The organism is Piscinibacter sp. PDB1-1, assembly GCF_056675995.1.
Genome location: NZ_JBWVZJ010000002.1, coordinates 236,395 through 255,242, shown reverse-complemented (window position 1 = coordinate 255,242; position 18,848 = coordinate 236,395). Strand labels below are relative to the sequence as shown.

The window sequence follows — 18,848 nt, the reverse complement described above, 5'->3', positions numbered from 1 at the left end:
GCGTGCGCGTTTGGCGTCTTGCTCGATGGATGTTGTAGGGCCCGTCTCACTGCGAGTAAAGCGATGCGTCTCGTGCTGAAAAACCATCGCAAAGCGGGCGTCTTCACAAGGTGTCCCTCACCTTGAATTCATTATGGTTTCGTTCAGATCGATGACGTCCCCCCTAGTTGCGTGACTCACATTGATCACATGGTGGATGACTCCCCCCAGGTGCGTGAGTGACGCCTTTCGACTTGTGGGCGATGCTGCCCGCATGCGTTCACATGGTTCGGCTGCAGGTGTGTTGTTGAGCGCGACAGGCGCCCTTCTCGCATCGATCACGCTCATCATGGCAACTGCTACTGCGATGGCTGCGCAAGCGGCGATTCCTCTGGCGGTGATCGGCGATTCCGACAGCCAAGGCTTCCACGACATCCATGACCCCAAGGCACCCGCGGTGCCGCGTGGGGGGCAGTACCACGCAAGTACTTTCCAGTGGACCGAGGCGCTGGCCCGCATGCGGGGCGATCAGATCGACCTGGGCGATTGGGGCATGCGCGGCATGAGTGGGCGCCTGGCCTCCACCATCGAAAGGCTCGGTCTGGTGGGCCCGGTCGAATCGTGGGGCTACGAAGTGCGCGCACCGCGCAAGCGCGACCACCGCTACAACTTCGCGTACTCGGGAGATGGCTGCCGCGAGTTGTTCTCCGGTTGGTCGCGTCAGGTGCCACGCCTGGTGCGCACCATGGATGCCGAACCGGAGAAGTGGACGCGCGGCGTGGTCGTCATACGCATCGGAGGCAATGACTTTGCCAACGACATTCCGCACCTCGATCAACTGGCCCAGCAACCGCAATCGACCGCCGTGCGCGAGCGCATGGACATGTGTCTGCGTGATATCCGCAAGACGGTGAGCCTCATCTCGCAGCATCACCCGAAGACCCGGATCGTGCTCGTTGGCGCGTTCAACAACGCCCACTGGGAGCGTTTTCACGGCCAGTGGCACGCGCCTGCGCAACTGGTCAACATCTCCAAAGGGTTGGACTACTACGACAACGCCCTGAAGGCGATGGCCCAAGCAGACCCGCGCATCAGCTTCTTCAGTGACCGGGCGTGGTTCAAAGGCCTGTGGGGCTCGCGTGGACCCGATGGCCGGCCGGCCTACCGAGTCGTCGAGCTCTCTGCAACTTTCAAGGTTGTGAACGACAGTGGGGATGCACCCACCCACGCGACCTTGGCGGATGGCCATGCGGGTCTGGTCTGGAATGCGAAATGGGCGCAGGCGCTGGTCGATCTGCTCATCAGCCAATACCAGTTGCGCTTGTCGCCCATCACCGACGAAGAGGTGCTTCGCTTCGTGCTGTCAAGCAACGCCCTCGGCAGATCGAACTGAGAAAAAAAGGAGACTCCCTATGAAATGCTTCGGCGCCAACCTGCCCCACGAACGACTCGATCGCGAGCCATTCACCTTCCAGCACCAGCTCCTCGGTCATCCGGCGTTGTCGCTGGAAAACCTCGAGAGGGTCTTGCCCAAGCTGCCGCCGCAGCAAGTCTTCTATTCCAAGGGCCTCTTGAAGGAGAGCGACAACTTCGACCGTGCCCATGTCGAGCACAGCAACGGCCTGTCGCTGCGCGAGACGATTGAGACCATTCGGACCACCAACTCCTACATCATGGTCCGCGCGCCGGAAACGGATGCCTCGTTCGACCCGCTCTTTCGCGACCTCAAGGCCGACGTGGAAGAGCTCATGCGCGCTCGCGGCGGCGTGGGCACTCAGGCGGTCGATTCGATGCTGTACCTCTTCATTGCTTCGCCCAACAGTCTCACGCCGTTTCACATTGACCGGTACTCCACGTTCCTGATGCAGTTCAGCGGCACAAAAGAGGTATGTGTCTTCCCGCAGTGGGACGAACGCGTGGTGACGGCGTCTGAATGCGAGGACTTCATGTGCCACACGGGCGCGCGGCCGCAGTGGCGTCCGGCCAGCGAATCTCTGGCGACGCGCTGCCACTTCCAACCGGGCGACGCGTTGCACATCCCGTTCATGGCCGGGCACCTGGTGCGCAATGGGCCCAGCGACGTATCGATCTCCATGTCCATCATCTTCAACACGGCCGAGACCATGGCCCAAATGAAGGCCCTGATGTTCAACCAGCGGCTGCGTACGCCGATGGGGCGCTTCGGCATGCACGTGTCCCCGGTGGGCACGTATCCGGTGCGCGACAAGCTCAAGGCCGGGGCATGGAACTCGGCTGCCAAGGTGGCTCATGCCGCGCGCTTTTTGGGGCGGCGAGAACACCATTGAACGGCCGACGCCGCTCGGGCACTTTCAACTTTGCACAAGTTTTTGCCCTTGACCCCTGGATTGCGCATGACAATTGCTGCGGTGCGACAAGCCCTTCATTGCCCCTGTCTCGACTGACGCCGTGAGCCAAACTTCCCTTGCCATGCAGCAGCCGACCGTGACCCTGTCGGTTGTGGTCGTCAACTACAACACGGCCCATCTGCTGGATGAGATGTTCTCGGCCCTGCAGGTCGCGGCGCGGGGCATCTCGATCCAGACTGTCGTGATCGACAACGCCTCCAAGGACGGATCGGTCGAGGTGCTGCGTACGCGCTACCCGGAGGTCGAACTCATCGCCAACACGACCAATGTCGGGTTCGGGCGCGCCAATAACCAGGCCATTCCCTTGCTGAAGGGGCGCTACGTACTGCTGCTCAATACCGATGCCTTCGTATCGCCAGACACCTTGCGGCGCACGTTGGATTGCATGGAAGCGCGCCCGGATTGCGGCATCTTGGGTGTGCGGCTCGTGGGGCGCGACGGCTCGCTTCAGCCCTCGTGCCGCTACTTCCCCACGCCGTTCAATGTGTTCCTGGCCAGTACGGGGCTGGCCCGATTCTTCCCCTCGGTTCGCATGATCGACGACATGGAGTGGGACCACCGTAGCCTGCGTGAATGCGATTGGGTGCCCGGCTGCTACTACCTGATGCGCCGCGAGGTCATCGACCAGGTCGGTCTGTTCGATCCGCGCTACTTCCTTTACTTCGAAGAAGTGGATCACTGCCTGTCCGCCAAACGGGCTGGCTGGAAGGTCTTGTATTGCCCCGACACCGAGGTGATCCACGTGGGTGGGGAGAGCGCGAAGTCCGAAGGTGCGCTCACCTCGGCTGGGAGGCAGATCGCCTCGTTGCAGATCGAGAGCGAACTCATCTACTTCCGTAAGAACCACGGCCTTGGCGGTTTGATGTCGGTGGTATCACTGGGGGTTCTGGCAGACGTCGTCCTGACGTTGAAGGGCTTGCTCAAGCGCCTCGACTTCGGTGGCATCGCCTACCGCTTCCGGCACTCACTGGCGATGCTGGTCCTCTTGAGCCGAACCTCCATGGGCCGGCGCCCGACGCGATGAGCTACCCGCATACCCAACCATCCATGGAACCCACGCCCTTCGATCCCAACCTGCTTGCGGTAATCGCCATTGGCCGCAACGAGGGAGAGCGGCTGCATCGCTGCATGGAGTCGGTGGTTCCGAATGCCAAGCTTGTGGTCTATGTCGACTCCGGCTCCACCGACGACTCAGTGCAGGCCGCACGACAGCGCGGCGCGGTGGTGGTGAGCCTGGACATGAGCCAGCCCTTCACCGCGGCGCGGGCCCGCAACGTGGGTTTCCGTCATGTGCGTCAGCTTGAACCACAGATACGTTTCGTGCATTTCGTGGACGGCGATTGCGAAGTCATGCCTCAATGGCTGCCCAGAGCTGTGGCGTTCCTCGAAGAGCGGCCCGATGTGGTGGCCGTCACGGGCTTGCGGCGCGAGCGCTTCCCGGAGCGCTCGGTCTACAACTGGCTGTGTGACCTCGACTGGTACTCGCCGCCCGGCGAAGTCAGGTCATTCGGTGGCGATGTCCTGATTCGCGCCGATGCGCTCGCGCAGTCCGGCGGCTATCGTGACGATCTCATCGCTGGCGAAGAGCCTGAGCTGTGTGTGCGCCTGCGCGCTTCGGGCTGGAAGGTCTGGCGTCTGGGCAATCACATGACATCGCACGACGCGAACATGCTGCACTTCAGCCAGTGGTGGAAGCGAACGACGCGTACGGGATTCGCCTACGCCGAAGGCGCGCACATCCACGGTCGGACGCCCGAGCGTCACTGGGTGCGCGAGGCGCGCAGCGGCTGGACGTGGGGCTTGGCGCTTCCTGTGGCCATCCTGCTCGCTGCCACGATCGTCAGCCCCTGGGCGTTGCTGGGCTTTTTGATCTATCCGCTGCAGGTGCTGCGCTTGTCATTGCGTGAAGAGGCTGGTCTTGTGGCCGGGCTCAAGCGCTCTGGATTCATGGTGCTGAGCAAGTTCCCTCAAGTGTTGGGCCAGATGAAGTTCGTGGCCAACCACTGGCGTGGCCGCAGGGTCAATCTGATCGAATACAAATGACCTGCGGCGGTCTGCCCGTGCTCAGCGGGCAGACGGGGGAACGCCTCGCCCGATGCCGTGGTACTGGATGCCGATGGCCTGCATCAGCGTCGGATCGTAGAGATTTCGACCGTCGAAGATCACCGGCTCCTTGAGCAGTGCCTTGATGGCGTCGAAGTCGGGGCTTTTGAACTCTTTCCACTCGGTCACGATGACCAGCGCGTCCGCCCCGCGCAGCGCGTCGATCTGGCTGTCCGCGAAGCTGAGCCCAGGCAGCTCGCCCAACACACGTCCCGCCTCGCGTATGGCCACAGGGTCGTAGGCGCTCACGCGGGCCCCGCGGCGGATGAGTTCCTGCACAAGCACGAGGCTGGGTGCTTCGCGCATGTCATCGGTGTTGGGTTTGAAGGCAAGGCCCCACAGGGCGAACTGTCGCCCCGTCAGATCGGTGCCGTAGCGCGCCACGACCTTTTCCGCGAGCACCTGTTTTTGCCGCTCGTTGGCCGTCTCCACGGCGCGAAGAACGTGCAGGTCCAGACCCTCGGATTCACCGGTCTTGAGCAGCGCCTTCACGTCCTTCGGGAAGCATGAGCCCCCGTAGCCGGCTCCCGCGTAAAGGAACTGGTAGCCGATGCGCGGATCGCTGCCGATGCCGGTGCGAACCATTTCAATGTCCACACCGACCTTGTCCGCCAGAAGGGCCAGCTCATTCATGAAGCTGATGCGGGTGGCCAGCATCGAGTTTGCCGCGTATTTGGTGAACTCGGCACTCTTCAGGTCCATGACCAGGAGGCGGTCGTGATTGCGGATGAAGGGCGAATACAAGGCGCGCATCAGCAGGATGGCCCGCTCGTCGTCGCTGCCGATGATCACGCGCGCCGGGCGCATGAAGTCGTCGATGGCGGCGCCTTCTTTCAGGAACTCTGGGTTGGACACCACGGCGAAATCGAGCGTCAACCCGCGTTGGGCGAGCTCATTTGCAATCGTGCTGCGCACCTGATCGCCAGTGCCCACGGGCACTGTGCTCTTGTCGACAATGACCTTGAAGTCGGTCATGTAGCGGCCGATGTCACGTGCCGCCGCAAGCACGTGGCTGACGTCGGCCGCGCCGTCTTCGCCAGGGGGCGTTCCCACGCCGATGAACAGCAAAGCACCGTGGCTGACCGCGGCCTGCACGTCAGTGGTAAATGACAGGCGGCCGGCCTCGCGATTGCGTCGGATCAGGTCCTGCAACCCGGGCTCATGGATCGGCATGCCGCCCTCGTTCAAGATGTCGATCTTGGCGGAATCAACATCCAGGCAGACCACGTGATTGCCCATTTCGGCCAAACACGCGCCGGTGACGAGGCCGACATAGCCCGTCCCGATGGCAGTGATCTTCATTCAAGGGTGGGGATCGAGATCCCATAAGCGCGCCGATCTGCGCGGCGCGTCATTTTGCACGACCGTAGGTGTCTTGGTAGCGAACGATGTCGTCCTCGCCCAGGTAGCTGCCCGATTGCACCTCGATGATCTCGAGCGGCACCTTGCCTGGGTTGGCGAGGCGGTGTGTCTGCCCTAGCGGAATGTAGGTGCTCTGGTTTTCGGTCAACAGAATGACCTGGTCGCCGTTGGTTACCTCGGCCGTGCCACTGACCACGATCCAGTGCTCGGCGCGGTGGTGGTGCATCTGCAAGCTCAAGCTCGCGCCCGGCTTGACCAGGATGCGCTTGACCTGAAAGCGAGGTCCGGCGTCGATGCTGTCGTACCAGCCCCACGGGCGATGGACCTGGCGATGCAGCGTGTGCTCGGTGCGGCCGGACGCCTGCAACTCGTTGACGATGTGCTTGACCTCCTGGCTGCGATTGCGGTCGGCCACGAGGACGGCGTCCGGCGTCTCGACAACGACGATGTTGTCCAGGCCAACGACGCCCACGAGCCGGCTGGTCGCGTGGACCAGGGTGTTCCGGCTGTCACGCACGACGGTGTCGCCCACGGTGGCGTTACCAGCGGCGTCCTTCGCGCTCACGTCCCACACGGCATCCCAGGCGCCGAGATCGGACCACCCTGCAGCCAGTGGCAGCATGCGGATATCGAACTCGGTGGAGCCGGGGCACTTCTCCATGACCGCATAGTCGATGGACTCGCTCGGAATGGCCTTGAACTCGGCGGAGCCGGGGCGCAGGAAACTCGCGTCGAGCGTATGCACCGCCCACGCGGCACGAGAAGCGGCCGCGATGTCGGGGCGGAAGCGCTCCAGCGCCTTCAGCCAGACGGAGGCGCGCACGACGAACATGCCGCCGTTCCAGAAGTAGTTGCCAGCCTCCAGATATTGCTTGGCCGTGGCGGCATCAGGCTTCTCGACGAACTGGGCAACCTGCAGCGCCTCGCCCGCGCCTGAGGCTTCGGCACGGACGTAGCCGAAGCCCGTCTCGGGCCGATTGGGTGCAATGCCCAGGATGACGAGTGCGCCGGTGCTTGCAACGCGAACGGCGTCGCGCAGCGCGGTTGTGAAGGCCGCTTCATCGGTAAATGCATGGTCGGCCGGCGTGACCACGAGCACTGGGTCCTCACCCGCGGCCGTGGCCTGCAGGGCCGCAAGTGTCATGGCCGGGGCGGTGTTCCGACCGGCCGGCTCCAACAACACGCTGCCGTTGTGGAGATTCACCTCACGCAATTGGTCGAGGATCAGGAAGCGGTGTTCTTCGTTGCCGACGACAGTGGGTGCCGCAACCGTGAGCCCATCGACCGAGAGCGAAGCGAGGCGGCTTGCTGCCTGTTGAAAGAGGCTGCGGTTGCCGTGAAGAATCAGGAACTGCTTGGGGTACTGGGCGCGCGAGAGCGGCCAAAGACGCGTGCCGCTTCCGCCGGCCATGATGACGGGTTGGACGGCGATGGGGGACGTGGGCTTCTGAGTCATGAACAAGTATGGGAAGGCTGAATATGGCGGCGTCAACGCAGTGTCAACTGCGCGCTGCACGTGCTCACTGTGGCGGTGTACGTGTAGGCGGACACGCCGGAAGAGTCGCGGTCCTCGTAGACGAAGTCGCAACCGAGCGTGATGCTGCGTGTGGGCACATAGCTGATATTCAGGCCGTAGCCTGAGAGGCGTTCGTCATCGCCGTTAGAGAGCTTGCCTCTCCGATAGCGGGCATCGACGCCTAGAGCGATCTTGCTGGTGGCGGCATAGTTCAGGCGCAACTGCGATGTTGTGCTGAGCGTCGAGTCGTCGACATACAGCGGTGCCGACCCCCCGGGCGGGATTCCCAGGAAGGTGGCCTCGGTGCCTGTGTCGCGCGTGATCGATGCGAGGAAGCCCAGCTTGGCCGTTGGACGATAGTCCCACGACAACGCGCCCGTGAGTGTCGAGCGCTCGGTCGACGAGGCCACCGACTCCGTTTCCTTCGTCGAACTCAGGCGCACATTCAATGTGCTGGCACCTGTAGGAACCCAGACCGTGGTGAAGTCGATGTCGCTGCGATCGATTTCCTTCTCGTACGGTGCTGTCGGCAGGTACTCCGGATAGGAGCCCTTGGTGGCGCGGTAGGCCAAACCAAAGACCAGCAGATCGCGCGTGCCCCATTGGAAGCCCGCACTGACGGCATCCTGCTTGTAGTTGCGGTCTGCGTAGTAATCAGAGCGATAGCGAAGGTCGCGATGGTCGTACGACAGGTCAAATGACAGTTTGGAGGTCAGGCCCAAGCGACCTGTCGCAATGAACTGCTGAGTGATCTGGTCGCTGGGTACTGTCGAGCCGTCAAGGGAGCCGAAGTCGGCCAGACTGTTTCGCGCTGAATAGCGAAGGCTGCCGGACAGGAACTCGACTGTTTCCCAATTGAGCCCTGCGTTGATTGAAAAGCTCTTGTTGTCCAGATCGTCGTTGGTCTGGAAGCGATTCAACTGGGCCGACACATCGGCGAATGCGCGCTGTCGACCAAAGGGTTGGTCAAAGCCGGCCAGCAGGCCGGTGATCGAGATGGTCTCGGAGACCTGGTTGGCGGAGCTGCGATACAGATTGGACTCATGCGAGAACGACTGACTGACGCCGAAGTAGTACGGCGTGCTTTCGACCGGAGCAGCTTCCTGGCCGAGTGCCAGCGTGCTTGCTGCGGCTGACAACGCGCCGGCCGTCAAGGCGGCGATCTGGCGTACTTGGGGCTTCTTCTTGTGCTGTGACATTCGGGGACCTCGTTGGCGATGACGGGATGGCGCGTTTGAGCGGAGCTCAGTAAGCGTTGCGGTCAAAGAACACGAGCCGGATGGTACGCACAATGATTTGCAGATCGAGACCGAGCGACCAGTTGCGCAGGTATTCGAGGTCGTACTCGACGCGGGCCTGCATCTTCGCCACGGTGTCGGTTTCGCCACGCTGGCCGTTCACCTGAGCCCAGCCGGTGATGCCCGGCTTGACCTTGTGGCGAACCATGTAGGCCTTGACGATGCGACGGAACTCTTCGTTGTGTGCCACGGCGTGCGGCCGCGGCCCGACGATGCTCATGCGCCCTTGCAATACGTTGAAGAACTGCGGCAGTTCGTCGAGCGAGGTGCGACGGATGAACGCGCCGAACCGCGTGACCCGCGAATCGTTTCGGGTGGCCTGGCGCACGACCGGCCCGTTGTCCTGCACGCGCATCGACCGGAACTTGTAGACGTTGATGTCGTCGCCATCCAAGCCGGTGCGACGCTGGCGGAAGAGGATCGGCCCGGGTGAGCTCAGCTTCACACCGATCGCGATCGCGGCCAGGATGGGCGAGATCAGAACCAGAATGAGCGATGACAGGACGATGTCGCTCACGCGCTTCACCAATTCGTTGGTGCCGGTGAACGGCGTCTCGCAGATGCCGACGACGGGCAGGCCATTCATGTCCTGAAGGCGGCCCTGGATGATGCTGATGCCGAACACGTCGGGCACGAAGAACAGCGATGCCGTGGTGTCCTGGATTTGTTCGAGAAGTTCGACGATCCGCGGCTGTGAGCCCAGCGGCAGGGTGATGAAGACCTCCCGGATGGCGTTCTTGCGGATGAACGCCGCCACATCCTTCAGGCCGCCGAGCACTTGCTCCATCGCGAGACCGTCGACGCGTGCGTCGGCTCGGTCATCGAAATAGCCAGCGAAGTCCACGCCCTTGTCGTCGGCAGCGGAGATCGCCCGCGCGACTTTGACGCCGAGCGGGCCTGCACCCACGACGATGGCGCGGCGGCGCGCTTCAGGAAGCGCAGCTTGCCTCACGACGACCTGACGCCCAACCCAGACCGCGAGCCACTGGACAACAGGTGTGACGATGACCCAGGCGATCAGTGCGCTGGGTTCGAAGTAGCTCAGGCTGCGTGTCACGTACCCGCACAGCATGAGAACGCCGACGAGCACGAACCACGACGACACGATGTCCACGCTGGCAGCGAGCTGGTTCTGCCGGAAGTGGTTGCGGCCGGGAAAGGTGAGCGCGAACACGAGCAGGCAAAGCACCAACTCGGGTCGCCCGATGAACACGTCGAGATAAATGTTCACGCCCAGAAACGTGACGACAGTGATGGCCGGCTCGAGAAAGGCCGCCATCAGCGACGTCACCGATTGGGGTGCGCTGAAGAACGTTCGCTTGGAGGGACGGTCTTCGAACATCGCGAGGGGTTGATCCACTGGCAGTGCCTTCCGTTGGGGGCTTGATGGCACTGCTCAGGCATGCGGTGTGCCAGCCCTGTCCGCACGTGCCTGCGCAGACCGGTATCGATTGAAAACGTCGGCGTACTGCAAGTGCCTTGGACGCGATGGATTCTGTCCCAATTGCCCGGTCAGAAAGGGCCCGCAAGTGTGGGGGTGCGCACACATGCGGGGGTCCCCAGGCGTGCATGCTTCACGGTGAGGGAGCGCTACTCGTAGCCTTGCGGATTGCGGCTCTGCCAGCGCCAGGTGTCGGTGCACATCTGGCCGAGGTCGCGCGTGGCCGTCCAGGCGAGCAGCTCGCGCGCTCGGCTCGGGTCTGCATAGCAGGCGGCCACGTCGCCGGGGCGGCGGGCCACGATCTGGTGCGCGACCATGTTGCCGCTGGCCTGCTCGAAAGCATGGATGACCTCCAGCACGCTGTAGCCGCGGCCGGTGCCCAGGTTCACGGTGAGCGATCCGGAGCCATCGAGAAGATGTCTCAATGCGGCGACGTGGCCTTCGGCGAGGTCCATCACATGGATGTAGTCGCGCACGCCCGTGCCGTCAGCCGTGCCGTAATCGCCACCGAACACTTGCAAAAATGGCCGTTTGCCGACGGCCACCTGTGCCACATAGGGCATCAGGTTGTTCGGCGTGCCGCGAGGGTCTTCGCCGATGTCGCCGCTCTCGTGGGCGCCCACAGGATTGAAGTAGCGCAGGTAGGCGATGGACCAGCCCGGCGTACAGCGTTCCAGCTCTTGCAGGAGTTGTTCGCCCAGGAGCTTGGTCGTTCCATAAGGATTCGTGGCGGACAGGGGCGAGTCCTCGGTGATCGGCAACTGATCGGGTTGGCCATACACAGTGGCTGACGAGCTGAACACCAGGCGGCGCACGCCACGCGATTCCATCACCTGCGCCACATTGACGAGGCCACCGATATTGTTGCGGTAGTACTCGAGCGGCTTTTGCATCGATTCGCCCACGGCCTTGTGCGCGGCAAAGTGCACCACGGCATCGATCGGGTGGGCATCGAAGACTCGCTCCATGGCGTGCCGGTCGCAGACGTCGGCCTCCACGAACACCGGTGTGTCGCCGATGAGGCGTGCCAGCCGCTCCAGGACCTTGGGCGAACTGTTGGCGAAGTTGTCGACACCGACCACGTCGAAGCCTGCCTGCCGCAGGGCGATCCAGGTGTGAGATGCGATGTAGCCGGTCGCGCCGGTGAGAAGGATTCGGGGCATGGGTGAGGGGTCTTTCGGCGCAGATTCGCGGTTGATCATAGAGGTGCATGACCCCGCGCATGCACCCCTGTATCAAGGGACGTGCCGGCTACCTACAATTCCCCCATGAACATCTTCGCCTCGCTCGGCTCTGCCGCCATGGAGCGCATCACGCTCCTGCTCAATCACGTGATCGCAGCCGAACCGGTGGCTACCGAGAAGCTGCGGCCGCACAGCGGCAGGTCCATCCAGTTGGTATGGACAGGTTGGCCGAGCCTGCTGCCCGCGCCACCTGTCGTCGCGTTTGTCATCACGCCGGCGGGCTTGCTCGAATGGTGCGGTGACCAGGCGCCTGCCCAGCCGGATCTCAAGATCAGTGTCGATGCCTCCAACCCCTTGCGCCTCGTGGGGCAATGGCTTGCGAGCGAGCGACCGCAGGTCGGCATCGAGGGTGATTCGGCCTTGGCCGCGGACGTGAGCTGGCTGATCGCCAATCTGCGATGGGACGTCGAGGACGACGTGGCTCGCATCATCGGCCAGGGGCCCGCGCACGAGCTGACTCGCGGGGCCAACGCCATCGGGGCCGGGCTGCGCGAAGCGGTGCGCGCACTGCAGGGCCTTGTGGCGCGCGGCCCCCGATGAGGCGCGTTACCCGACTGGTCTTCATCGTCTACACCGTCCTGCGCTTCGGCCTGGACGAGATGGCGTTGTCGGGCTTTCGCCAGCGCTGGGTGAGGGGGCTGGTTCGTGTCTCAACGCTTGGACGCAATCTCGATGCGCCGCCTGGCTACCGCCTGCGTGAGGCGCTGGAGCGGCTGGGCCCGATCTTCGTCAAGTTCGGTCAGGTGTTGTCCACTCGGCGAGATCTACTTCCGCCCGAGGTGGCCGATGAACTGGCCAAGCTGCAAGACCGTGTGCCACCGTTCCCGGCGGCAGATGCCCGCCGCTTGGTCGAGCTCGCCTTCAAGCAGCCGATCGAGAACTTGTTTTCAAGCTTCGATGCGGAGCCGGTGGCCAGCGCGTCGATCGCGCAAGTGCACTTCGCCGTTCTGAAGGATGGCCGTGAGGTCGCCGTGAAGGTGCTGCGCCCGGGCATGCTGGCCGTCATCGACGACGACCTTTCGCTGCTGAAGCAACTCGCACGATGGGTCGAGCGCCTTTCTGCCGATGGCAAGCGACTCAAGCCGCGCGAAGTGGTGGCCGAGTTCGACAAGTACCTTCACGACGAACTCGATCTGGTGCGCGAAGCGGCCAACGCCGCACAGCTTCGGCGCAACATGAACGACTTGCAGCTCGTCATGGTGCCCGAGATGATCTGGGATCTGTGCACGCAGACCGTCATCGTGATGGAGCGTATGAAGGGCGTGCCGATCAGCCAGACGCAGCGGCTGCGCACGGCGGGCGTCGACATCAAGAAGCTCGCGCGTGATGGCGTGACCATCTTCTTCACCCAGGTGTTCCGCGACGGCTTCTTTCACGCCGACATGCACCCCGGCAATATCCAGGTGAGCATCGCGCCCGAGACGTTCGGCCGCTACATCGCACTCGATTTCGGCATCGTGGGCACGCTCACCGAGTTCGACAAGGACTACCTCGCGCAGAATTTCATTGCATTCTTCCGGCGCGATTACAAGCGCGTGGCCGAGCTGCACCTCGAGTCGGGCTGGGTGCCGCCGGGCACGCGGGTCGAAGAGCTCGAAGGCGCGATCCGCGCGGTGTGCGAGCCGCATTTCGACCGACCGCTCAAGGACATCTCTCTGGGCCAGGTGCTGTTGCGCCTGTTCCAGACCTCACGCCGATTCAATGTGGAGATCCAGCCGCAGCTCGTGCTGCTGCAAAAGACGCTGCTCAACGTCGAAGGCCTGGGCCGCCATCTCGACCCCGAACTGGATCTGTGGAGCACGGCCAAGCCGTTCCTGGAGCGATGGATGAACGAGCAGGTGGGCTGGCGTGGCTTGCTGGAGCGCGCCAAGAAGGAGGCACCGCATTACGCGCAGATCCTGCCGGAACTGCCGCGCCTGGTGCACCAGGCGCTGCAGGTGCAGGCTCAGCGACCACAGGAAGGGGTGTTGATGCAGGCCTTGCTGCTCGAGCAGCAGCGCACGAACCGGCTGCTCAAGCGCGCCGTGTGGGGCGTGCTGGCAGTCGCGCTCTCTGCGGCCGTTGCGCTGGGCGCGCTGGTTCTTCGCTGAACCGGCAGCGCCCGCCGCTGTCGATCAGCGGCCCGCCTTGAAGTTGGTGAAGGTGCGTGTCTGCACGCGGCGGATGTCCTGCGGCAGGCTGTCCGGCGCGGTCATTCCGGCGAGGTCCTTCGCGCTCAGGAAGATCGACTGGTTTTCCGCCACGTCCTTGGCCACGAACTTGAGCGACGCCTTGTTCGGGTTGGCATAGAACACCTTGTTCGACAGCGACGCGTGCACTTCGGGGCGCAGGATGTAGTTGATGAATAAGTGCGCGTTCTTCGGGTGCTTGGCGTCTGCGGGGATGGCCATCGAATCGAAGAACAGGGTCGATCCGCTGGCTGGGATCAAGGCTTCGATGGTGTTGCGGTTCTTGGCCTTCAGCGCGCGGGCGCGAGCGATGTTGATGTCGCCCGAGTAGCCCATGACGGCGCACAGTGAGCCGCCGGCCAGTTCATCGATGTAGCCCGACGACGAGAACCTCGTGACGTAGGGGCGCACCTTCTTGAGCATGTCGCCGGCGGCCGTGTAGTCGGCGGCCGTGCGGCTATAGGCCGGCTTGCCCACGTACAACATGGCGACCGGCAGCACTTCGGACGCCGAGTCCAGGAAGTTCACGCCGCAGCCCTTGAGCTTGGCCGCGTACGCCGGGTCGAACAGCAAGGCCCAGGGATTGGCCGGAATCGGGGTGCTCCCCAGCGCCTTCTTGACCTTTTCGACGTTGATGCCGACCGTCACGTAACCCCACATCCAGTCGACCAGGTACTGGTTGCCGGGGTCGACCTTGGCCATCTGTTCAAGGATGGCCGGATCGAGGTTGCCCCAGTTGGTCAGCAGCGAGCGGTCCAGCTTGCGGAAGAGGCCGGCCTCGATCTGCTGCTTGGCGAAGTGCGCGCCGGGCACCACGATGTCGTAGCCCGTCTTGCCCGCCACGAGCTTGGCATGAAGGATCTCGTTGGTGTCGTAGTTGTCGTAGTTGACCTTGATCCCGGTCTCTTTCTCGAAGTTTTTGAGCGTGTCTTCGGCGATGTAGTCCGACCAGTTGTAGACGTTCAGAACCTTTTCTTCGGGGGCATCTGCGGCCTGGGCCGCGCCGATGGCGGTCAGGCCCAGCATCAGGCTGCTGGCAAGGATGGCGAGGCGTCGGGCGGTGAAGCGGGTCACTGAGGGCTCCTTGTGGATTTCGAACGGTGTATGCATCAATTATTCCAGAGGGCCGAATGCCGTCAGGGGAAACGCCGACGCCACGTATAATTTGATGTTTTTCGTTCTGAATCAAAGGCTTAGCCATGCCTATCTATGCCTATCGGTGTGAGGCCTGCGGTCACGCCAAAGACGTGCTGCAAAAGATTTCCGACCCGGTGCTGACCGTCTGCCCGGCCTGTGGCGCTTGCGAATTCAAGAAGCAGGTCACCGCGGCGGGCTTCCAGCTCAAGGGTTCGGGCTGGTACGTGACCGACTTCCGTGGTGGCTCTGAAGCCAAGAACGGCGCGGCGCCGGCCAACGGCGGCACGGCGAGTACCGATGCGCCGAAGTCCGATGCGGCTGCCGGGTCGCCTGCTTCTGCCTCGACCCCGGCCCCCGTCCCCGCGCCGGCTCCGACCCCGGCTGCGCCCAGCACTGGTGGCAGCTCGGGTGGCCAGTAACACCGCCGGCCCGATACCGATTCACCAAGGAAGCTCGTGAAGAAATATTTGATCGCCGGCCTGCTGGTCTGGTTGCCGCTGGCCATCACCATCTGGGTGTTGCACTCGGTCCTGGGCCTGATGGACGACGTGTTCGGCACAGTGATCTCGGCCTCGCAGGCAGTTCTGCCCGAGGCGGCGCGCGAATCGCTCGAAATGCTGCGCAAGGTGCCAGGCCTCGGCGTGGTGGTGATGGTCTGCGGGCTGCTGCTCACCGGCATGTTCGCGGCGAACATCTTTGGTCAGTGGGCGCTGCGCCAGACCAATCGCGTGCTCTCGCACATCCCGATCGTCAAGTCGATCTACAGCTCGGTCAAGCAGGTCTCGGACACGCTGTTTTCGAGCAGCGGCAATGCCTTTCGCGAAGCCGTGCTTGTGCAGTACCCGCGCCAAGGTTCCTGGACCATCGCCTTCGTGACCGGCAAGCCCGGTGGCGAAGCGGCCATCCATTTGTCGGGCGACTACGTGAGCGTGTATGTGCCCACGACACCGAACCCGACCTCGGGCTTCTTCCTGATGGTGCCCCGTGCCGACGTCATCGTGCTGCAGATGAGCGTCGACGAGGCGCTCAAGTACGTGATCTCGATGGGCGTGGTGGCGCCACCTTTGCCGCAGGCGGCGCTCGCCCGAAATTGACGCTCGCGCCAAACCCATCGCCTTGACTTGCCGTGCTGGCGCGCCTCGCGCTGCCGCCGCACAATCTTCCCCCGATTCCGGAGTGAACCCATGAGAACAACATATTGCGGCCTCGTCAGCGAACAGCTGCTCGGCCAGACCGTGACCTTGATGGGCTGGGCCCACCGCCGCCGCGACCATGGCGGCGTCATCTTCATCGATCTGCGCGACCGCGAAGGCCTGGTGCAGATCGTCTGCGACCCCGACCGTGCCGAGACCTTCAAGGTGGCCGAGGGCGTGCGCAACGAGTTCTGCCTAAAGATGGTCGGCAAGGTGCGCCCGCGCCCGGCCGGCACCGAGAACGCCAACCTCACCAGCGGCAAGATCGAGATCCTGTGCCACGAGCTCGAGGTGCTGAACCCGAGTGTCACGCCCCCGTTCCAGCTCGACGACGAGAACCTGTCGGAGACCACCCGCCTCACGCACCGCGTGCTCGACCTGCGCCGCCCCGCGATGCAGAAGAACATGATCCTGCGCTACCGCGTGGCGATGGAGGTGCGCAAGTTCTTGGATGCCAACGGCTTCATCGACATCGAGACGCCGATGCTCACCAAGAGCACGCCCGAGGGCGCGCGGGACTACCTGGTGCCCAGCCGCGTCAACGAAGGCATGTTCTTCGCGCTGCCGCAATCGCCCCAGCTCTTCAAGCAGCTGCTGATGGTGGCCGGCTTCGATCGCTATTACCAGATCACCAAGTGCTTCCGCGACGAAGACCTGCGCGCCGACCGCCAGCCTGAGTTCACGCAGATCGATATCGAGACCTCGTTCCTGAACGAGGAAGAGATCCGCGGCATGTTCGAAGGAATGATCCGCACGGTGTTCCGCAACACCATCGGTGTGGACCTTCCCGGCTACCCGGTGATGACCTACGCCGACGCGATGTTTCGCTACGGCAGCGACAAGCCCGACCTGCGCGTGAAGCTCGAGTTCACCGAGCTGACCGACGTGATGAAGGACGTGGACTTCAAGGTGTTCTCCGGCCCCGCCACCACGCCGGGCGGCCGCGTCGTGGCGCTCAGGGTGCCGGGTGGCGGCGAGATGAGCCGCGGCGAGATCGACGCCTACACCGAGTTCGTCAAGATCTACGGTGCCAAGGGCCTGGCCTGGATCAAGGTCAACGACGCTGGCAAGGGCCGCGAAGGCCTGCAGTCGCCGATCGTCAAGAACATCCATGACGCGGCCATCGCAGAGATCATCGCCCGTACGGGCGCCTGCAACGGCGACCTGATCTTCTTCGGTGCCGACAAGGCCAAGGTCGTCAACGACGCCATCGGTGGCCTGCGCATCAAGGTTGGCCACAGCGACTTCGGTCGCAAGAACGGGCTGTTCGAGGACCGCTGGGCCCCGCTGTGGGTGGTCGACTTCCCGATGTTCGAGTACGACGACGACGGCGAGCGCTGGAACGCGGTGCACCACCCGTTCACCTCGCCCAAGGACGGCCATGAGGACTACATGGACACCGACCCGGGCAAGTGCATCGCCAAGGCCTACGACATGGTGCTCAACGGCTGGGAGCTGGGTGGCGGCTCGATCCGTATCCACCGCGCCGAGGTGCAGAGCAAGGTGTTCAGCGCCTTGAAGATCGGCCCGGACGAAGCGCAACTCAAGTTCGGCTTCCTACTCGATGCGCTGCAGTACGGCGCGCCACCGCACGGCGGCCTGGCCTTCGGCCTCGACCGTCTGGTCACGCTGATGACCAAGGCCGAGTCGATCCGCGACGTGATCGCCTTCCCGAAGACGCAGCGTGCGCAAGACCTGCTCACGCATGCTCCGAGCCCGGTCGACGAGAAGCAGCTGCGCGAGTTGCACATCCGCTTGCGCAACCCGCAGCCGGTCGCGTGATCTGATGCGCTGAAAGCACAACGGGCCATCTTTCGATGGCCCGTTTGCATTGGGGGGCTGGATGGGGTGCGCCGCGTGCGGCGCTGGCCTCAGCGCAGGAACTTGCCGTCGGGGCCCACGATCGTGATCTCGACGAAGCGCGAGCCGTGGTGCTGGGTTGGCGAGTAGTTCACCTCGTAACCGCCGAAGTCCACGCGGGTCATGCCTTCGACCGCGGTCTTGAGTGATTCCGGCGTCACGTTCTTGCCGGCGCGCTTCAGGCCTTCGATCAGGATGCGGGCGTTGAGGTAGCCGAACATCAGCTCGTAGCTCGCTTCCAGCTTGGCGTTGCGGGCGGCTGCGTTGAACTCGCGGGTGAGGCGGGTGGTTTCGCGCCAGGGGTAGGGCACGCTCTGCGTGATGGCCAGGCCTCGGGCGTCGACGCCCATGGCCTTGATCAGCGGTGCGCTGTTGGCGATCGACAAGGCGTAGATCGGCACGCCCCCCAGCAGCTTGCGCGCGTTCTTCACGAGCGGCACCGACGAAGGGCCGAAGATCATCATCAGGATGGCCTTGGGCTGCTTGGCCGCCAGTGACTTGACCACCGCCTCGGCGTTGGATCCATCGCCCTCCAGCGACTGCTTGTCGACGATGGTCGCGCCATGCTGGGCCGCGACCTTCTCGACCACCGGCTGCATCATCTGGCCGAAGGGGTTGTTCATCGTGACCAGGCCGACCTGCCCTTGCTGCACGGTGACCAGGTTGCGCAGCATCTGCGAGACCTCGTCTTCGAAGCTGGCCATGGTCGTGAAGAAATACGGGTGCTGCTTGGCGCGCAGCGCCGGCAGGCCGCTGTAGATGCCGATCAGCGGCACACGCTTTTGCGCAAGGAGCGGCAGCGAGGCGCCGATGCCACTGCTGTTGGCCAGGCCGAAGAGGGAGACCACGCCTTCCTTCTCGATCAGCTGCTGCACGTTCGCGGGCGCGCGTTTCGGATCGTAGCCGTCGTCGAGCTTGATGAGCTTGATGGGGCGGCCCTGCACGCCACCGGCCGCATTGGCCTCGTCGAAGGCCAGGTCCTGGCCCTTGAGCGTCATGAGGATCGTGGGCGCGAGCGGCCCGCTCAGGTGGATGCTCTGGCCAATGCGGATTTCACGTTCGCTCTGCGCCATGGTGGGCAGTCCCAGCGCGGCTGACCCGGAGGCTGCGGCGAATTGAAGGGCTTGGCGACGGCTGATGAAGGGTCTGCGGATCATGGC

At 63.6% G+C, this 18,848-nt stretch carries 16 protein-coding genes; 9 read left to right on the top strand and 7 right to left on the bottom strand.

The features are described from left to right. The first annotated feature begins 328 nt into the window (after positions 1 to 328). The 4 genes from AC1KAR_RS12940 (at position 329) to AC1KAR_RS12925 (ending at position 4,409) form a co-directional block, all read left to right on the top strand. Positions 329 to 1,372, top strand: a complete 1,044-nt coding sequence (locus AC1KAR_RS12940) for an SGNH/GDSL hydrolase family protein (RefSeq protein ID WP_480318265.1) — start codon at positions 329 to 331, stop codon at positions 1,370 to 1,372. Positions 1,373 to 1,550: 178 nt separating this feature from the next. Beyond that, positions 1,551 to 2,285: a cupin-like domain-containing protein gene (locus AC1KAR_RS12935; protein WP_480318263.1), complete on the top strand. Its 735-nt coding sequence runs from the start codon at positions 1,551 to 1,553 to the stop codon at positions 2,283 to 2,285. Between the two features lie 121 nt (positions 2,286 to 2,406). Then, on the top strand, positions 2,407 to 3,390 hold the full coding sequence (locus AC1KAR_RS12930; RefSeq protein ID WP_480318261.1) for a glycosyltransferase family 2 protein: 984 nt from the start codon (positions 2,407 to 2,409) through the stop codon (positions 3,388 to 3,390). Positions 3,391 to 3,413: 23 nt separating this feature from the next. After that, positions 3,414 to 4,409, top strand: coding sequence for a glycosyltransferase family 2 protein (locus tag AC1KAR_RS12925; RefSeq protein ID WP_480318259.1), 996 nt, complete (start codon positions 3,414 to 3,416; stop codon positions 4,407 to 4,409). Between the two features lie 21 nt (positions 4,410 to 4,430). Here AC1KAR_RS12925 and AC1KAR_RS12920 read toward each other — a convergent pair whose 3' ends face one another. The 5 genes from AC1KAR_RS12920 to galE form a co-directional block, all read right to left on the bottom strand. Then, the gene (locus tag AC1KAR_RS12920; RefSeq protein WP_480318257.1) at positions 4,431 to 5,771 is read right to left on the bottom strand and encodes a UDP-glucose dehydrogenase family protein; all 1,341 of its coding nucleotides are present in this window, start codon (positions 5,769 to 5,771) and stop codon (positions 4,431 to 4,433) included. A 49-nt stretch (positions 5,772 to 5,820) separates the two neighbouring features. Continuing rightward, on the bottom strand, positions 5,821 to 7,287 hold the full coding sequence (locus AC1KAR_RS12915) for a mannose-1-phosphate guanylyltransferase/mannose-6-phosphate isomerase (RefSeq protein ID WP_480318255.1): 1,467 nt from the start codon (positions 7,285 to 7,287) through the stop codon (positions 5,821 to 5,823). Between the two features lie 32 nt (positions 7,288 to 7,319). Further along, a complete protein-coding gene (locus AC1KAR_RS12910; RefSeq protein ID WP_480318253.1) occupies positions 7,320 to 8,546 on the bottom strand; it encodes a porin family protein in 1,227 nt (408 codons plus the stop codon). A gap of 46 nt (positions 8,547 to 8,592) precedes the next feature. Continuing rightward, a complete protein-coding gene (locus tag AC1KAR_RS12905; protein WP_480318251.1) occupies positions 8,593 to 10,005 on the bottom strand; it encodes an undecaprenyl-phosphate glucose phosphotransferase in 1,413 nt (470 codons plus the stop codon). A gap of 230 nt (positions 10,006 to 10,235) precedes the next feature. Beyond that, positions 10,236 to 11,249: a UDP-glucose 4-epimerase GalE gene (gene galE / locus AC1KAR_RS12900; protein WP_480318249.1), complete on the bottom strand. Its 1,014-nt coding sequence runs from the start codon at positions 11,247 to 11,249 to the stop codon at positions 10,236 to 10,238. Positions 11,250 to 11,354: 105 nt separating this feature from the next. Here galE and AC1KAR_RS12895 point away from each other — a divergent pair, with 105 nt between their 5' ends. Continuing rightward, a complete protein-coding gene (locus AC1KAR_RS12895; protein WP_480318247.1) occupies positions 11,355 to 11,870 on the top strand; it encodes a hypothetical protein in 516 nt (171 codons plus the stop codon). After that, a complete protein-coding gene (gene ubiB, locus AC1KAR_RS12890) occupies positions 11,867 to 13,420 on the top strand; it encodes a ubiquinone biosynthesis regulatory protein kinase UbiB (protein WP_480318245.1) in 1,554 nt (517 codons plus the stop codon). Before AC1KAR_RS12895 ends, ubiB begins: the two co-directional genes overlap by 4 nt. Before the next feature lie 24 nt (positions 13,421 to 13,444). Here ubiB and AC1KAR_RS12885 read toward each other — a convergent pair whose 3' ends face one another. Continuing rightward, positions 13,445 to 14,524, bottom strand: a complete 1,080-nt coding sequence (locus AC1KAR_RS12885; RefSeq protein ID WP_480319423.1) for a polyamine ABC transporter substrate-binding protein — start codon at positions 14,522 to 14,524, stop codon at positions 13,445 to 13,447. Positions 14,525 to 14,697: 173 nt separating this feature from the next. Here AC1KAR_RS12885 and AC1KAR_RS12880 point away from each other — a divergent pair, with 173 nt between their 5' ends. From AC1KAR_RS12880 to aspS, 3 genes are all read left to right on the top strand, one after another. Continuing rightward, entirely contained in the window at positions 14,698 to 15,054 is a 357-nt protein-coding gene (locus AC1KAR_RS12880; RefSeq protein ID WP_480318243.1) for an FmdB family zinc ribbon protein, read from the top strand. A gap of 36 nt (positions 15,055 to 15,090) precedes the next feature. Further along, entirely contained in the window at positions 15,091 to 15,729 is a 639-nt protein-coding gene (locus AC1KAR_RS12875) for a DUF502 domain-containing protein (protein WP_480318241.1), read from the top strand. Between the two features lie 90 nt (positions 15,730 to 15,819). After that, positions 15,820 to 17,610 carry an aspartate--tRNA ligase gene (gene aspS, locus AC1KAR_RS12870; RefSeq protein WP_480318239.1) on the top strand — a complete coding sequence of 597 codons (1,791 nt, stop codon included), beginning with the start codon at positions 15,820 to 15,822 and terminating at the stop codon, positions 17,608 to 17,610. 89 nt (positions 17,611 to 17,699) lie between these two features. On the opposite strand, the gene AC1KAR_RS12865 is transcribed toward aspS, so the two are convergent. After that, entirely contained in the window at positions 17,700 to 18,845 is a 1,146-nt protein-coding gene (locus tag AC1KAR_RS12865) for an ABC transporter substrate-binding protein (protein WP_480318237.1), read from the bottom strand. Between the last annotated feature and the right edge of the window lie 3 nt (positions 18,846 to 18,848).

Coding starts and splice junctions, on each gene's coding strand:
- AC1KAR_RS12940 (WP_480318265.1), top strand. CDS start 329: ATGGCAACTGCTACTGCGATGGCTGCGCAAGCGGCGATTCCTCTGGCG.
- AC1KAR_RS12925 (WP_480318259.1), top strand. CDS start 3,414: ATGGAACCCACGCCCTTCGATCCCAACCTGCTTGCGGTAATCGCCATT.
- AC1KAR_RS12920 (WP_480318257.1), bottom strand. CDS start 5,771: ATGAAGATCACTGCCATCGGGACGGGCTATGTCGGCCTCGTCACCGGC.
- AC1KAR_RS12915 (WP_480318255.1), bottom strand. CDS start 7,287: ATGACTCAGAAGCCCACGTCCCCCATCGCCGTCCAACCCGTCATCATG.
- AC1KAR_RS12910 (WP_480318253.1), bottom strand. CDS start 8,546: ATGTCACAGCACAAGAAGAAGCCCCAAGTACGCCAGATCGCCGCCTTG.
- galE (WP_480318249.1), bottom strand. CDS start 11,249: ATGCCCCGAATCCTTCTCACCGGCGCGACCGGCTACATCGCATCTCAC.
- AC1KAR_RS12895 (WP_480318247.1), top strand. CDS start 11,355: ATGAACATCTTCGCCTCGCTCGGCTCTGCCGCCATGGAGCGCATCACG.
- ubiB (WP_480318245.1), top strand. CDS start 11,867: ATGAGGCGCGTTACCCGACTGGTCTTCATCGTCTACACCGTCCTGCGC.
- AC1KAR_RS12885 (WP_480319423.1), bottom strand. CDS start 14,524: ATGCTGGGCCTGACCGCCATCGGCGCGGCCCAGGCCGCAGATGCCCCC.
- AC1KAR_RS12880 (WP_480318243.1), top strand. CDS start 14,698: ATGCCTATCTATGCCTATCGGTGTGAGGCCTGCGGTCACGCCAAAGAC.
- aspS (WP_480318239.1), top strand. CDS start 15,820: ATGAGAACAACATATTGCGGCCTCGTCAGCGAACAGCTGCTCGGCCAG.
- AC1KAR_RS12865 (WP_480318237.1), bottom strand. CDS start 18,845: ATGATCCGCAGACCCTTCATCAGCCGTCGCCAAGCCCTTCAATTCGCC.